The organism is Cutibacterium nasicola (genome assembly GCF_052654715.2).
On record NZ_CP199745.2, the window covers coordinates 2,198,115 to 2,211,525 of the forward strand.

The following is a 13,411-nucleotide window of genomic DNA, read 5'->3' on the forward strand; positions in this document are numbered from 1 at the left end:
GCCCACCCTATCGTCCAGCGCCGCCAACTCACGCCTCCTCGCGGGCAGCACGTCTCGGCACCACCGCGTCCCGGGATCCGATCATGGTGTCGAGCAGGACGAGTACGGCCATCCACAGGGCAACAACGTTCGGCCCGACGAAAACGCTGTTGGCCATCATGAGCGCGGGGACCGCGAACATCATCGCGATGTACAGCCTGGCGATCTGGCGGATTCGTCCCGAATGATGCGCACATCGCTGGAACGCCCCGACGATCCCCCACACCCATGCCACGACGAGTACAGCAGCGACGAGAACACCGTAGTCGGAGGCCACATGGATGAGTCCGTTGTGGGGATTGGTCTTGTGGTGCAGGGAATACACCGCAAAGTGACGCGACAGATGGGCGAACCCACCGGGTCCGACCCCGACCAACGGGTGCGTCGCGATGAGGTGCAGACCGAAGCCGAGCAGGGACAGTCTGACCGGCCAGGAGCGTGAGCCGAGATTGGCATGGTGCACCAGCACGGCGACGACATCATTCCACGTCGAGACCAGCGTCGCCCGTCCTGGCCCAAAGGCAACAACGACGACTGCCACCGCTGCCGCACCAACGGCAAACCGACCGAATCTCCACGTCAGAGCTGCTCCGACGGCCATCAGCACCGCACCCATGAGACACAGCTTCGACCCCGTCAGCCATAGCAGGTAGAAGCCTGCCACGGCCACAACGGCGTGGCACCAACGCCGCCAACCGCCCTTGACGACGGCGTGCCAGACGATGAGTCCCAGCCCCAGCACGAGGAACAGGGCGTAGTAGTTCGGGTTCGGAAAGAAAGTTCCCGGCAACGGGTACACGAGAGGACGACCCCGCCACAGACCGTTGATGAACTGCGGCAGGTGGCGCGTCGTGCGGTGTTCCCACAGCGCGATCGGCAGGCTGATGAGGATGGCGACTTCCCACCCCAGAGCCAGGTCGTCCAGGGCTTCGTCACTCCTCACCCTGGACAGGGCCCACACCAGCACCAGCCCGATGACGAGGTTGGCGAGGTCACCCCAGGCCGGTGTCCAGGACACCATGAGTCCGGACACCACGGCGATGACCACCCAGGCGGCCCCGAAGATGACCAACGGCCATTGCCGCGACCACGACGTCCCCTCGATCAACGCCACCACGGCCAGGACGGCCACGACTGCCCGGAAGGACGTCAAGGACCCCACCGCCGCGTAGGCGCCGAAAAGCACCGTCAACGGCAGCAGGGCCACCAGGACACGGGTGAGGGTCCGGGTCATGCCTCAACGATCTGGGAGTCCTGACGCTTGAGGGCGCGCTCCTCGACCGCGACGAGGGCGTTGACGTCAGCCTCGAAGTTGAACTCCTCGGCAATGGCGCGCCGACCGTTCTCACCGAGACGCTTGCAGCGCTCAGGATCGGCCAGCAGCTCCTTGGCAGCCTCGGCCGCGGCCTTGGCGTCCTTCGAGGTGTCGACGAAGACTCCGCAGTCCCACTTCTCGAGCATGTTCACCAGGAACGGCAGGTCGGTCGAGATGAACGGGATTCCAGCCGCCATGTACTCGAAGAGCTTGGTGGGCAGCGAGTTGACGTAATTGGGCAGCGGCTCGAGGAAAACCAGGCCGACGACCGAGGACCCGAGCAGACCGGGCACCTCATCAACCGGGATGGATCCGCGGTAGTCAACGCGCGGATGCCTGTCAAGCTGGTCGAACAGATGAGCGACCTCGGGGTCCTGCTTGCCGGCGATGACGAGACGGGCGTCACCGTCCATCAGGTCCATCATGTCGAACATCTTGTCGGTCTGACGTCCCTTGGACAGCATGCCGACGTAGACGATTTGGCCTGGGGTCTTCTCCCCCTCCACCGTGGTGTCGAAGCTCGACAGCAGCGGATAGTTGTGGACCAGCTTCTGGTTGCGGTGACCGAAGTCCTCGGCGACCCCATCGGTCACCGCGACCACACCGTCGAACCACTTGTCAGCCGTGGTGACGAGGGTCTTGGCGACCGCTCGGGCAACCGGCTTGACCTTCGGCGACATGTACTCCTTGCCGTCGATCTGGGCGACGAGATCCTCGTGGGCGTCGAAGACTGCTGCCCGCCCGCGCAGCTTCTTCCACGCCAGTACCAGCGGGATGAGCTCGGGGTCGTGGATGTGGACGAGATCAGGGTTCACCCGGTCGAGGGCCTTCCACACCTTGGCCTGACGGCGGGTCAGACGGTCGATGCGGTTGGTGGCCTTGCCGATTCCCACCACATGCACCCCGTCAACGATCTCGTCACCGTCCTGGGCACCGATGAACCACACATCGGCGCCACGCTTGGCCAGGCTGGCGCATTCCTTGCGGAAGATGCGCCCGTCGCGTGGGTTGTGAACGGTCGAGACGTGACACACGCGGGCAAGGGACATACTCAGGCCTCCCCGTCACCAACGACGATGACCTTGACGCCGTCCCACCTGGCCGGGTCGACGACGTGACGACCGTCAACGAGGACCTTGACGCCGGGCAGATCGGCGGGTGTCAGCTCGGCGTACTCGGGGTGGTCGGCCTGCAGCAGGACTCCGTCGACGGGCTCACCGACGTGGTATGCCTTGAAACCAAACTTGCCGAGCTCGTCGTCGGTGAACATCGGGTCGTGGACGCTGACGTCAGCGCCGGCCTTGGCCAGGATCTCGACCGTTGGGAAGACGCCAGAGAAGGCAGTCTCCTTGACCTTGCCGCGGTAGGAAGCGCCGAGAACGACGACCTTCTTGCCGGACAGATCACCCAGCACCGAGGCAACCTGGTCGACACAGTACTGCGGCATCGTCATGTTGGCCTCGCGGGCGGTGCGCACGATGGTGGCTTCCGGGTCGGTCCACAGGTAGAGGCGCGGATAGACCGGGATGCAGTGGCCACCGACGGCGATACCGGGGCGGTGGATGTGAGAGTAGGGCTGCGAGTTGCAGGCGTCGATGACCTTGTAGACGTCAATGCCATTGGCGGCGGCGTACTTGCCGAACTGGTTGGCCAGGCCGATGTTGACATCGCGGTAGGTGGTCTCGGCGAGCTTGGCCATCTCGGCGGCCTCGGCGGTACCCATGTCCCAGACACCGTTGACGCGCGGCAGATCGTCACGGTCATCAAAGTCGAGAACCTGCTGGTAGAACTCCATGCCCTTGGCGGTGCCCTCGTCGTTCAGGCCACCGACGAGTTTCGGGTAGCGACGCAGGTCGGCGAAGACACGACCGGTGAGGACGCGCTCCGGGGAGAAGACGAGGTGGAAGTCCTTGCCCTCGGTCAGACCGGAGATCTCCTCGATCATCGGCTTCCAGCGGTTGCGGGTGGTACCGACCGGCAGGGTGGTCTCGTAGGAGATCAGGGTGTCCGGAGTGAGGTGGGCGGCCAGCGACTTGGTGGCGGCCTCCATCCAACCGAAGTCCGGCTCCCAGGTCTCGTCGTTGACGAACAGCGGGACGACGATGACGATCGCATCGGCGTCCGGAATCGCCTTGGAGTAATCCGTGGTGGCGGTGAGCTTGCCTGCCGGGACGAGCTTCTTCAGCTTCTCGTCGAGGTAGGCCTCACCGGGGAAGGGCTCGTTGCCCTTGTTGATCTCGTCCACGACGCGCTGCTGCACGTCGACGCCGATGACGTCGTGACCTTTCTCGGCGAACTGCACGGCCAGGGGAAGCCCGATCTTGCCCATGGCGACGACGGCAATTTTCATTCCTGAACTCCTTGGGATTCGCGGATACCCCGTCAGTCTATCCGGGAGGACCACCACAATGAGTTCGTGTTATGCTCCCACCATCACAGTCTTGCCCATGTCATGCGTCTGACTAGGAGTTTCATCCTGTTTGCGCTGGGTGGTTTTCATTGAGGAGGGCCGGTGTATCCCGCCGAGAGACACAAGTGGCTCATCGACACCGCCCGTGAGACCGGTCGAGTGTCGGTGTCCGATGCGTCGACCGCCCTGGGGGTTGTCCCGGAGACCATTCGGCGAGACCTCGATCAGCTGTGCAGCCAGAAGATGCTGAGACGCGTCCATGGTGGCGCCATCCCGATCGAGTTCGACCTGCTGGGAGATCAACCTCTCGACACCCGCGATTCCTCCGCAGTGAGCCAGAAGGAGCAAATCGCCAGGGCTGCGTTGTCCCACCTACCAGCAGACACGGGGTCGATCATCCTCGACGCTGGATCGACGACCGGTCGGCTCGCCGCAATCGTGCCCCCCACGAGGCGCGTCAGCGTGTTCACGAACTCATCGCCGATCGCCAGTACCATGGCCACCCACAGCGCCTGCGACGTGCACCTCCTGGGAGGGCGACTACGCCCGACCACTCAGGCGACCGTCGGAAATGTCGATGCCATTTCACGGCTGCGCGTCGACGTCGCCTTCATGGGTACCAACGGCATCTCTGCCGAACATGGCCTCTCCACCCCCGACGCCGACGAGGTCGCGACAAAGGCGGCGATGATCGCAAGCGCCCATCACGTCGTCGTGTTGGCCGACTCGCGAAAGATGGGGGCGGAGTCGACGATGAGGTTCGCGGAGCTGGGTGACGTGGACGTCATCATCACCGACTCCGGGGTGACCTCACACCAGGTCGAGATGCTGCAGAAGTCCGGCGTCGAGATCGTCATCGCCTGAGGTCGTCCACCACCGAGCGCGTTCTTCGTCACACGCCATCGCGCATCCGCCACGAGGTCACCCGTCCGTCGGCCCGCCGTGACACGTACACCCCCACCATGTGTGGTATTTCGGTTGCTGACACCGACTCCTGCAACTACAGGTGGCAGACAACCCCATTCACAACCGCGATCACCACACGGCGGACTGTATCGAGACGAGCCCGGCGGGCATCGACCACGAGGTAGCGCAGTGCGCATCCAACATTTACAACACAAAATATCTGTTTTGTTGTTGCTTTCCGTGTGTTTTTGGTTTAGAGTGTCACACATCCCAACATTGAAAGGCCTCTCACATCCGCGGGACCGTTGGGAGAAGCGACGAAGGAGTCCACGTGATCGTCACAGTCACGCTCAACCCGAGCATCGACCGCACTGCATCCCTACCTGGGCCGCTGCAGCGCGGCCAGGTGAACCGACTCGGTAATTCCACTGAGGTTGCCGCTGGCAAGGGCGTCAACATCTCCCGAGTCCTCTGCGGCGCTGGAGTCGACACCTGCGCCGTCGTTCCGGCGAGAACCAAGGACCAGCTGGTCACCGGCCTCGCCGACGACAAGATCCCACACGTTGCCGTCCCGATCTCAGCGTCGGCGAGGGTCAACCTCACCATCACCGAACCCGACGGCACCACAACCAAGATCAACCAACCCGGAGCCGCACTCACACCCGACGAACTGACCGCCGTCGAGGAGGTCATCCTCGAGACGTCAACCGACGCCGAATGGATCGTCCTGTCCGGGTCGCTACCCCCGGGTGTCCCCTCGAAGTGGTACGCCACCACGACCCGCCGTCTGCACGAAACCGGGGTCAAGGTCGCGGTCGACACCTCTGACGAGCCCCTGCAGGAGCTGTCCCGAGAACTCCCCGAATCAGCTCCCGACCTCGTCAAGCCCAATTCCGTCGAGCTCGGTCAGCTCTGCGGGATCGACGGCCACTGTCTGGAAGCCGCTGCCGAACAGGGCCATTTCGACGACGTCGTCGCTGCCGCCCGACGTCTGCACGGCATCGGCGAGGTGCTGGTCACCCTCGGAGGAGCGGGGGCCCTGCTGGTCACCGAGACCGATGCCTGGCACGCCTGGCCCGACCCGGTCGAGGTGAAATCGACCGTTGGCGCCGGTGACTCCTCCCTGGCCGGATACCTGCTGGCCCATACCCGCGGTGACCAGCCCGAGAACTGCCTGCGCACCGCCGTCGCCTGGGGCACGGCCGCCGCAGCCCTCCCAGGATCAACCATGCCGACCCCTTCCCAGGCCGACGCCATCCACGTCAGTTTTACCCACCTGTGAGATCGGAGAACCGATGAACGCCCCTCTCATCACCCCAGAACTGGTGTCGCTCGACGCCGATCTGGGCTCGACCAAGACCGAAGTCATCACCTCGGTCGCCGGAATCATCGCCCGGGCCGGACGCGCGGATGCCGAAGGCCTGACCCACGACGCCCTGGAGCGGGAGTCCAAGAGCCCGACCGGCATGCCCGGCGGATTCGCGATCCCCCACTGCCGCTCCGCAGCAGTGTCCCAGCCCTCACTCGGCTTCGCCCGCCTGTCCCCCGGGGTTGACTTCAACGGACCTGACGGGCCCGCTGACCTCGTCTTCATGATCGCCGCATCCGAGAACGGTGGCGCCGACCACATGAAGCTCCTCACGAAGCTGGCCCGCGCCCTCGTCAAGCCCGAGTTCGTCAAGCAGCTGCGTCAAGCTCCCGACGCCCAGACGGTCGTCGACCTCATCGGCGGAGTCGTCGACCCTCAGGAGGACGCACCTGCATCAGCAACCGCCACCGCAGCCGGGACCGACCTGACAGCCCCCGAGCAGACGCCCACCAGCCACATCGTCGCCATCACGGCTTGCCCAACCGGCATCGCCCACACCTACATGGCCGCCGACTACCTCACGGCTGCCGGTAAGAAAATGGGCGTTGACGTCAAGGTCGAGCCCCAGGGTTCCACCACCACCGAGCCTCTCAGCTCGTCCGACATCGAGGCCGCTGACGCCGTCATCTTCGCCACTGACGTCGGCGTCAAAGGTCGGGAACGCTTCGCCGGCAAGCCGGTCATCGAGTCCGGGGTCAAGCGCGCCGTCAACGAGCCCGAGAAGATGGTCGCCGAGGCCGTCGCGGCAGCCAAGGATCCCCACGCCCATCGCGTTCCCGCGAGCCACGGGGAACGCCAGGAGTCCGAGCAGACTGGTTCCCAGATTGGCTGGGGCAAGCGCATCCAGCAAGCCCTCATGACCGGTGTGTCCTACATGATTCCGTTCGTCGCGGCAGGTGGTCTGCTCATCGCCCTGGGATTCCTCTTCGGCGGATATGAGATCGCCACGGACGGCATGGACATCGCCCTCAACAACACCTTCAACAATCTTCCGGCACCCACGGCCCATGCCTTGGGTGGATCGGCCGCCATGACCTACATCGGCGCGGTTCTCTTTGCCGTCGGCCAAGCGGCTTTCGGCTTCCTGCTTCCCGCGCTGGCCGGCTACATCGGTTTCGGTATGGCTGATCGCCCCGGCATCGCCCCTGGGTTCGTGGCTGGTGCCATCGCCGGGGTCACCGGGGCCGGGTTCATCGGCGCCATCATCGGCGGTCTGCTGGGCGGCCTGGTCGCCTACTGGTTCACCCGCCTCAACCCGCCGCGCTGGCTGCGTGGCCTCATGCCGGTCGTCATCATCCCGCTCGTCGGATCCCTCATTGCCGGTGGCCTCATGTACGTGGTTCTCGGTCGGCCTCTGGCCGCCCTCACCAACGCCCTCAACAACTGGCTGGGTGGTATGAACGGGGCCTCGGCGGTCATCCTCGGAATCATTCTGGGCCTCATGATGTGCTCCGACCTCGGTGGTCCCATCAACAAGGCTGCCTACCTTTTCGCCACGACCAACCTCGCCGTCTCCAACGTCGGGTCTCTCAAGGTGATGGCCGCCGTCATGGCAGCAGGAATGGTCCCGCCCCTCGCGATGGCCCTGTCGACGACCCTGCGCCCGAAGCTCTACCAGCCGGCCGAGCGGGAGAACGGTACCGCTGCCTGGTTGCTGGGTGCCTCGTTCATCTCCGAAGGTGCCATCCCCTTCGCAGCCGCTGATCCACTGCGCGTCATCCCCTCGATGATGGTCGGCGGAGCTGTCACCGGCGCCCTGTCGATGGCTCTGGGCGCGGCCTCCAAGGCCCCCCATGGCGGAATCTTCGTCTTTTTCGCCATTGACCGGGTCTGGGCCTTCATTCTGGCCATTGTCGTCGGTACCGTCGTGGCAGCCTTGCTCGTGACCATCCTCAAGGCATCGGCCAAGCGCAAGGCCGAGGCCACCGCCTGAAATCTCCACACCACAACACACAATCCCGAAAGGAACACCATCATGGCCAGCAGAATCGTCAAGGTCGGATCCTCCGTCGGACTCCACGCCCGTCCCGCCGCCGTCATCTCACAGGAGGCTGCCAAGCTCGGCTCCACCGTCACCCTGGCCGCTGAGGAAGGAGAGCCGATCGACGCCAAGTCCGTGCTGGGCATCATGACCCTCGGCGCTGGCGCTGGCGATTCCGTCACGGTCGCCGGTGACAACGAGGATGATGTCAACACCATCGCTGATCTCATCGAGTCCGACCTCGACGCCTGATCCCGCTCCATACACGACGAGGGCCGTTGTCGCGATGACAGCGGCCCTCTCCACGTCCGCGTGGATGCGAACGTCGTCGGAACGTCGACCGACCGGTCCTTACCACCTCCCGTCTGGCTTTCGGACTGGACCAAGACGCTGGACGTTGGTGGAAAATCGGTTCCTGATCCCATCGGCTGCCACCTGGGATGGCACCAGGAGCTGTCAGCAACCCGATCGCCACACACGATGGAGGCACCTTGGCCAAGGCATGTCAGGCTGGGTGCCTCTGATACACAACCCAGTCGACTCGCCCCCGGCCTCCTCAGACACCTGCTCAACGTCCCCCATCTTCGCATCTTCGACTGGGTCCATGGCGAAGAGCACGATCGTCACCGCAGCCAGACCCTGACCGCAAGCCGCTGCCAGCAACCACACGCTCAACAAACCGGCGAGGATGAGCACGGTGGCTGGGTTGATCACCTGGGCTCGGGCTTGAGAAGGGCGGAACCTGCGATGTGGCCGTCGGTACTGTCCTTGGCGACGGGGCCATCTTTCCGGCCACCTGCTCGAAGAGCATGATGAAGAGCACCTGGCCCACCCACAGCGGGAGGAAGGACCACAGGTGACCACGCTCCCGGTCGGTGACCTTCGGGGAGCGGAACATCGTCAGGAAGTATCCCAGAGCCGTCACAAATGTGAGCTGACAACGGGTTCAGGCTAGTACCCAGCCGTACTGTCTGTTGATTCACCCCGAAAAACCACGGCTGAGCACGGATTTCCCGCACGAATCAGCGGTCTGAGGACACTTGTTCAGCAGGATCGTTCCCCGCAGTCGTCACCAGGCGGCAGGCAACCAGCGTGAAGAACCACCAGAACAGTGCGATCGGGAAGTTCTTGATGAGGTAGGTGTCCATCAGGAAGGCCGGTATCGTCGCGAGCACCCCGAGGCACAACACCGGGCAGTCTCCGCCAATCCCCCTGATGCACACCGCGATGACGGTGCCCAGGGAGACCAGCACCAGGGCAAGGCCGATCACCCCGAGCTCCCCCAGCACTTGGGCCACAACACTGTGAGCGTGCGGAAGACTGTAGCCGTACAGGGTCTGGCGCATGCCGTGGGAGGCCCCGGGCATGAAGGCGGACTCAAAGACGAACCATGGCCAGATGGTCCCATAGCCGGTTCCCATCAGGAAACGCCCCGGTGACTCAAGGACGACGCGCCCCGCCAGAGCCCACGTCCTCGCCCGCGCTGGGTCCACCAGCGACCCCGCCCGCAGCGTCAAGACGAGCCACATGGCAACTCCGGCCACCGCTATCCCCAGGATCGCAAGGATGGCCCATTGCTTATGGCTTCGTCCGCGATGAGGGCGTCCGAAGAAAAACAGACCGACGATGAACAGGGCCAGGCAGATGATCCCGGCACGGGACCCGGACGCCGCCACACAGGCCAGGTGGCTGACGACGGCCACGCTCGAGATGATCCGGTGACGGTTCCGGATGACGGCCTCGACGGCGACGGCCAAGGCGAGGATCAGCACTACGTGACAGATCGCAGCGCCACCGAGCCTGGTGGCAACCCGCCATCCGGTCGTATTACCGACTGAGTATTCGGCGACGAGCCCAATTGGGTTCGCGATCGCCATCAGAATGGACAGTCGCCACAGCGCTCCTTCGAGGTTCTCCACCGCGATGAGTCGGCACGCGAAGACAGCGACGAGAATCGTCATCGTCGCCTCGGCCAGGGGCACGACGAGGGCATAGAGCGGCATGTCCCTGATGACCCCCATGGAATCGTCATAGACGACATGGTCATGGAAGGGGATTGAGGCCGCCGCCCAGACCAGCAGAGCCAGGAAACTGCACACCACGATGGTGAGGGGGCCAGACCACTCCCGCGGAGTCGGTATCCCCCGTGCATCCCTGGCGATGCACAACACCTCCAGCACCACAGCAGCCGCTCCGAAGAGCGGGAGCATCAGAGGGCACGCGCCATTGCCGAAGAATGGCTGGGCCACCATGACATAGGTACAGGTGAGGAACAGGCACGCGACGACCACCTCGGCCCCCCAGCTGAACCATTGGGCGGGGTCGACCGAGCGCAATGACGTCACGACCCGCAGGTCGTCAGAGGAGTCGTGGTAACCAAAGATGCCAGCCATTCTACCCTTGGGGTTGTTGGTGATTCGGTCGCCCGGACCAGGCCGAACGCATCGATGAACGCAATCGGCCCGGCCCGATCATGACCAATGTGTCAGGAGGTCCTGATGAACTCCCCGGTGGCGGCGGAGTTGATCATCGCCTCGCAGACCTGGACAACCTTGGCGCCCTGGGCCATCGTCACGATGTCGGAGTCCTTGCCCAGCACGGCGTCACGGAAGTTCTCGTGCTCGGTGCGCAGCGGCTCGGGCTTGGGGATCGCGAACCTGGTGACGTCACCTTCGGCAACACCACGGAAGTTGGCGATGTCGTCCCACACCGTTGCAACCTTGGCGTTGGAGTAGAAGGTGAGGTCTGCGGTCAGAGTGTCCGCGACGAACATGCCCTTCTCACCTGTCACGAAGGTACGACGCTCCTTGGTCGGGGTCAGCCAGTTGACGAGGTGGTTGCTCATGAGCCCACCAGAGAGCTGGCAGGTCGCCGAGACCATGTCCTCGTAGTCCCGACCAGCCTTGAACATGGTGCGGGCAGCAACCAGCTCGAACTCACGCTGGGTGACCCAGGCGGTGAGGTCGATGTCGTGGCTGGCGAGGTCCTTGACGACGCCGACATCTGCGATACGGGCTGGGAAGGGGCCCTGACGGCGGGTGGCCACCTGGTAGAGGTCACCGAGATCGCCGTTCTCCAGACGCTTGCGCAGCGACTGCAAGGCCGGGTTGTACCGCTCGATGTGACCGACAGCACCTACCAGGCCCTTGCTCTGGAAGGCCTCGGCCAGACGGGTGGCAGCGGCGGTGTCGTAGGCAAGCGGCTTCTCGATGAGGGCGTGAACACCCGCCTCAGCCAGCTTGAGACCGATCTCCTCGTGGAACTTCGTCGGAGCAGCGACAACGCAGTAGTCGACCCCAGCCTTGATGACGGCGTCGACGTCGGGCAGGACAGGCAAGTCACCAGCGACCCCAAACGGGTCCTTGCCAGAGGCATCAGCAATCGCTACCAGGTCGACGCCGTCGATGGCGCGCAGGTTGCGAACATGGTTCTTGCCCATCGAGCCGATGCCGACCATGCCGGCGCGCAGGTTCGCCATCAGGCACCTGCCTTCGCGCACGAATTGACGCCGGCGACGATGCGCTCGAGGTCAGCCTGGGACAGCGACGGGTGAACCGGCAGCGAGACGCACTCGGCGGCAACCTTCTCGGTGTTCGGCAGCTCCAGACCCGGGGCGTACGGAGCCAGCGAGGGCAGACGGTGGTTCGGAATCGGGTAGTAGACACCCGAACCGACCTGATGCTCCTCCTTGAGGGCGGTGACGAAGCGGTCGCGCTGCTCGCCGGTGGCTCCCTCCAGGCGGATCGTGTACTGGTGGTACACGTGCACGTAGCCCTTCGGGACGGCGGGGGTGACGGCCTCGGTGATGTTCTCGGACAGGAAGGCGGCGTTCTCCTGACGGGTCTTCGTCCAGCCGGCCAGCTTGGTGAGCTGAACGCGACCGATGGAGGCGTGAATGTCGGTCATGCGGTTGTTGAGACCGACGTACTCGTTGGCGTAGCGCTTCTCCATGCCCTGGTTGCGAAGCATGGCAGCCTCACGAGCGACCTCCGGATCGGAGGTGGTGATCATCCCACCCTCACCCGAGGTCATGTTCTTGGTCGGGTAGAAGGAGAAGGCGCCGAAGGTGCCGAAGGTGCCGACATGCTTGCCGTCGATGCTGGCGGCGTGAGCCTGGGCACAGTCCTCAAAGACCTTGAGGCCGTGCTTCTCAGCGATCTTGAGGATCTCCGGCATGTTGGCCGGAAGACCATAGAGGTGCACCGGCATGATCGCGGCGGTTTTGTCGGTGACGGAAGCCTCGACGGAGACCGGATCCAGGTTGAAGGTCACCGGGTCGACGTCGGCGAAGACCGGCTTGGCGCCGGACAGGGCGACGGAGTTGCCGGTGGCGGCGAAGGTGAACGAGGGGACGATGACCTCGTCGCCCTCACCAATGCCAGCGGCCAGCAGGCCGATGTGCAGGGCTGAGGTGCCCGAGTTGACGGCCACGCAGTGGACTCCGTCAACGACCTGGGAGGAGAACTCCTCCTCGAAGGCGTGGACCTGAGGGCCCTGAGCGACCATGCCGGAGGCGATGACCTCGTCAACGGCCTTGTGCTCGTCGTCACCGAGGATCGGCTTGGCAGGTGGAATGAACTGGGCAGTCACGTTGAAAGCTCCTAACTGTTCGGACGGGATGTCCGGTTTGTGGGCGCCGCGGCACCCACAACGGGGTTGAATTGGGCGACGACGACCTCAGGCCTGCTCGCCCTCGCTGACGAGGGTCAGCGTGTCGGTGTCGGGATCCTCGACGAATCGGTCCCCGGTTCGCGAGTCGATCCACTTGTTTTCACCGTCGGGATCCAGCGGGAAGCCGGAACGGCCCACCCACTTGATTCGACGAGCCGGTACACCAGCCACCAAGGCGTAAGCCGGGACATCCTTGGTGACGACCGATCCGGCGGCCACCGTGGCCCACTCACCGATGGTGACGGGGGCGACGCACACGGAGCGAGCGCCGATGGCGCAGCCGCGCTTGCAGGTCACGCCCACCTGCTCCCAGTCGTCAGCCGACTTGAGGGAGCCGTCGGGGTTGATGGCGCGCGGGAAGTGGTCGTTGGTGAGCACCACCGCCGGGCCGATGAACACGCCGTCCTCCAGCTGCGCAGGCTCGTAGACGAGCGCGTAATTCTGGACCTTGCAGTTGTCACCGACGTGCACCCCCTCGCCGATGTAGGCGCCACGCCCGACGACGACGTTCTCGCCGAGGACGGCTCCGCCGCGCACCTGGGACAGGTGCCAGATCGACGAACCGTCGCCGATGGTCACACCGTCGTCCAGGTCAGCGGTGTCGATGATCCGTGGTTCACCCATGTGGGAAGCCTTTCATGCCGGTTGCATCGGGTCCAGCGTACTCGCGCCAACGACACGACGCCGACAGGGGCACTCTCAGTAGGCCGGACAGGTCAC

Annotated in this window: 11 protein-coding genes and 1 pseudogene; 4 read left to right on the forward strand and 8 right to left on the reverse strand. The window is 64.5% G+C overall.

Annotated features, from left to right (window positions below; translation table 11 throughout):
• Positions 1 to 28 precede the first annotated feature (28 nt).
• From ACUCCZ_RS10365 to ACUCCZ_RS10375, 3 genes are read right to left on the reverse strand one after another with little or no spacing between them, the layout of a single operon-like run.
• A complete protein-coding gene (locus tag ACUCCZ_RS10365; protein ID WP_435918245.1) occupies positions 29 to 1,273 on the reverse strand; it encodes an O-antigen ligase family protein in 1,245 nt (414 codons plus the stop codon).
• Positions 1,270 to 2,403, reverse strand: coding sequence for a glycosyltransferase (locus ACUCCZ_RS10370; protein WP_435918244.1), 1,134 nt, complete (start codon positions 2,401 to 2,403; stop codon positions 1,270 to 1,272). Before ACUCCZ_RS10370 ends, ACUCCZ_RS10365 begins: the two co-directional genes overlap by 4 nt.
• Positions 2,404 to 2,405: 2 nt before the next feature.
• A complete protein-coding gene (locus ACUCCZ_RS10375) occupies positions 2,406 to 3,704 on the reverse strand; it encodes a nucleotide sugar dehydrogenase (RefSeq protein WP_435918243.1) in 1,299 nt (432 codons plus the stop codon).
• Positions 3,705 to 3,866: 162 nt separating this feature from the next.
• On the opposite strand from ACUCCZ_RS10375, the gene ACUCCZ_RS10380 reads away from it, so the two are divergent.
• The 4 genes from ACUCCZ_RS10380 to ACUCCZ_RS10395 all read left to right on the forward strand — a co-directional run bounded on the left by ACUCCZ_RS10380 (position 3,867) and on the right by ACUCCZ_RS10395 (position 8,272).
• On the forward strand, positions 3,867 to 4,628 hold the full coding sequence (locus tag ACUCCZ_RS10380; RefSeq protein WP_435918242.1) for a DeoR/GlpR family DNA-binding transcription regulator: 762 nt from the start codon (positions 3,867 to 3,869) through the stop codon (positions 4,626 to 4,628).
• Positions 4,629 to 5,001: 373 nt separating this feature from the next.
• Positions 5,002 to 5,952, forward strand: coding sequence for a 1-phosphofructokinase family hexose kinase (locus ACUCCZ_RS10385; protein WP_435918241.1), 951 nt, complete (start codon positions 5,002 to 5,004; stop codon positions 5,950 to 5,952).
• A gap of 13 nt (positions 5,953 to 5,965) precedes the next feature.
• Positions 5,966 to 7,972: a PTS fructose transporter subunit IIABC gene (locus tag ACUCCZ_RS10390; RefSeq protein WP_435918240.1), complete on the forward strand. Its 2,007-nt coding sequence runs from the start codon at positions 5,966 to 5,968 to the stop codon at positions 7,970 to 7,972.
• Positions 7,973 to 8,014: 42 nt separating this feature from the next.
• Complete coding sequence (locus tag ACUCCZ_RS10395; RefSeq protein WP_435918239.1) at positions 8,015 to 8,272, forward strand: HPr family phosphocarrier protein; 258 nt, start codon at positions 8,015 to 8,017, stop codon at positions 8,270 to 8,272.
• A 411-nt stretch (positions 8,273 to 8,683) separates the two neighbouring features.
• Here ACUCCZ_RS10395 and ACUCCZ_RS10400 read toward each other — a convergent pair.
• The 5 genes and pseudogenes from ACUCCZ_RS10400 to ACUCCZ_RS10420 all read right to left on the reverse strand — a co-directional run.
• Positions 8,684 to 8,945: pseudogene (locus ACUCCZ_RS10400) on the reverse strand (peptide MFS transporter); the annotation flags it as partial.
• A 97-nt stretch (positions 8,946 to 9,042) separates the two neighbouring features.
• Positions 9,043 to 10,413 carry an O-antigen ligase family protein gene (locus tag ACUCCZ_RS10405; protein WP_435918238.1) on the reverse strand — a complete coding sequence of 457 codons (1,371 nt, stop codon included), beginning with the start codon at positions 10,411 to 10,413 and terminating at the stop codon, positions 9,043 to 9,045.
• Between the two features lie 92 nt (positions 10,414 to 10,505).
• Positions 10,506 to 11,498, reverse strand: coding sequence for a Gfo/Idh/MocA family protein (locus ACUCCZ_RS10410; RefSeq protein ID WP_435918237.1), 993 nt, complete (start codon positions 11,496 to 11,498; stop codon positions 10,506 to 10,508).
• A complete protein-coding gene (locus ACUCCZ_RS10415) occupies positions 11,498 to 12,610 on the reverse strand; it encodes a DegT/DnrJ/EryC1/StrS family aminotransferase (RefSeq protein ID WP_435918236.1) in 1,113 nt (370 codons plus the stop codon). The genes ACUCCZ_RS10410 and ACUCCZ_RS10415 overlap by 1 nt, the downstream gene beginning before the upstream one ends.
• A gap of 87 nt (positions 12,611 to 12,697) precedes the next feature.
• A complete protein-coding gene (locus tag ACUCCZ_RS10420; protein ID WP_435918235.1) occupies positions 12,698 to 13,315 on the reverse strand; it encodes an acyltransferase in 618 nt (205 codons plus the stop codon).
• Between the last annotated feature and the right edge of the window lie 96 nt (positions 13,316 to 13,411).

Bases quoted from the DNA above. Each gene is read 5' to 3' on its own strand.
- ACUCCZ_RS10365 (WP_435918245.1), bottom strand. From the start codon at position 1,273: ATGACCCGGACCCTCACCCGTGTCCTGGTGGCCCTGCTGCCGTTGACG.
- ACUCCZ_RS10370 (WP_435918244.1), bottom strand. From the start codon at position 2,403: ATGTCCCTTGCCCGCGTGTGTCACGTCTCGACCGTTCACAACCCACGC.
- ACUCCZ_RS10375 (WP_435918243.1), bottom strand. From the start codon at position 3,704: ATGAAAATTGCCGTCGTCGCCATGGGCAAGATCGGGCTTCCCCTGGCC.
- ACUCCZ_RS10390 (WP_435918240.1), top strand. From the start codon at position 5,966: ATGAACGCCCCTCTCATCACCCCAGAACTGGTGTCGCTCGACGCCGAT.
- ACUCCZ_RS10395 (WP_435918239.1), top strand. From the start codon at position 8,015: ATGGCCAGCAGAATCGTCAAGGTCGGATCCTCCGTCGGACTCCACGCC.
- ACUCCZ_RS10405 (WP_435918238.1), bottom strand. From the start codon at position 10,413: ATGGCTGGCATCTTTGGTTACCACGACTCCTCTGACGACCTGCGGGTC.
- ACUCCZ_RS10410 (WP_435918237.1), bottom strand. From the start codon at position 11,498: ATGGCGAACCTGCGCGCCGGCATGGTCGGCATCGGCTCGATGGGCAAG.
- ACUCCZ_RS10420 (WP_435918235.1), bottom strand. From the start codon at position 13,315: ATGGGTGAACCACGGATCATCGACACCGCTGACCTGGACGACGGTGTG.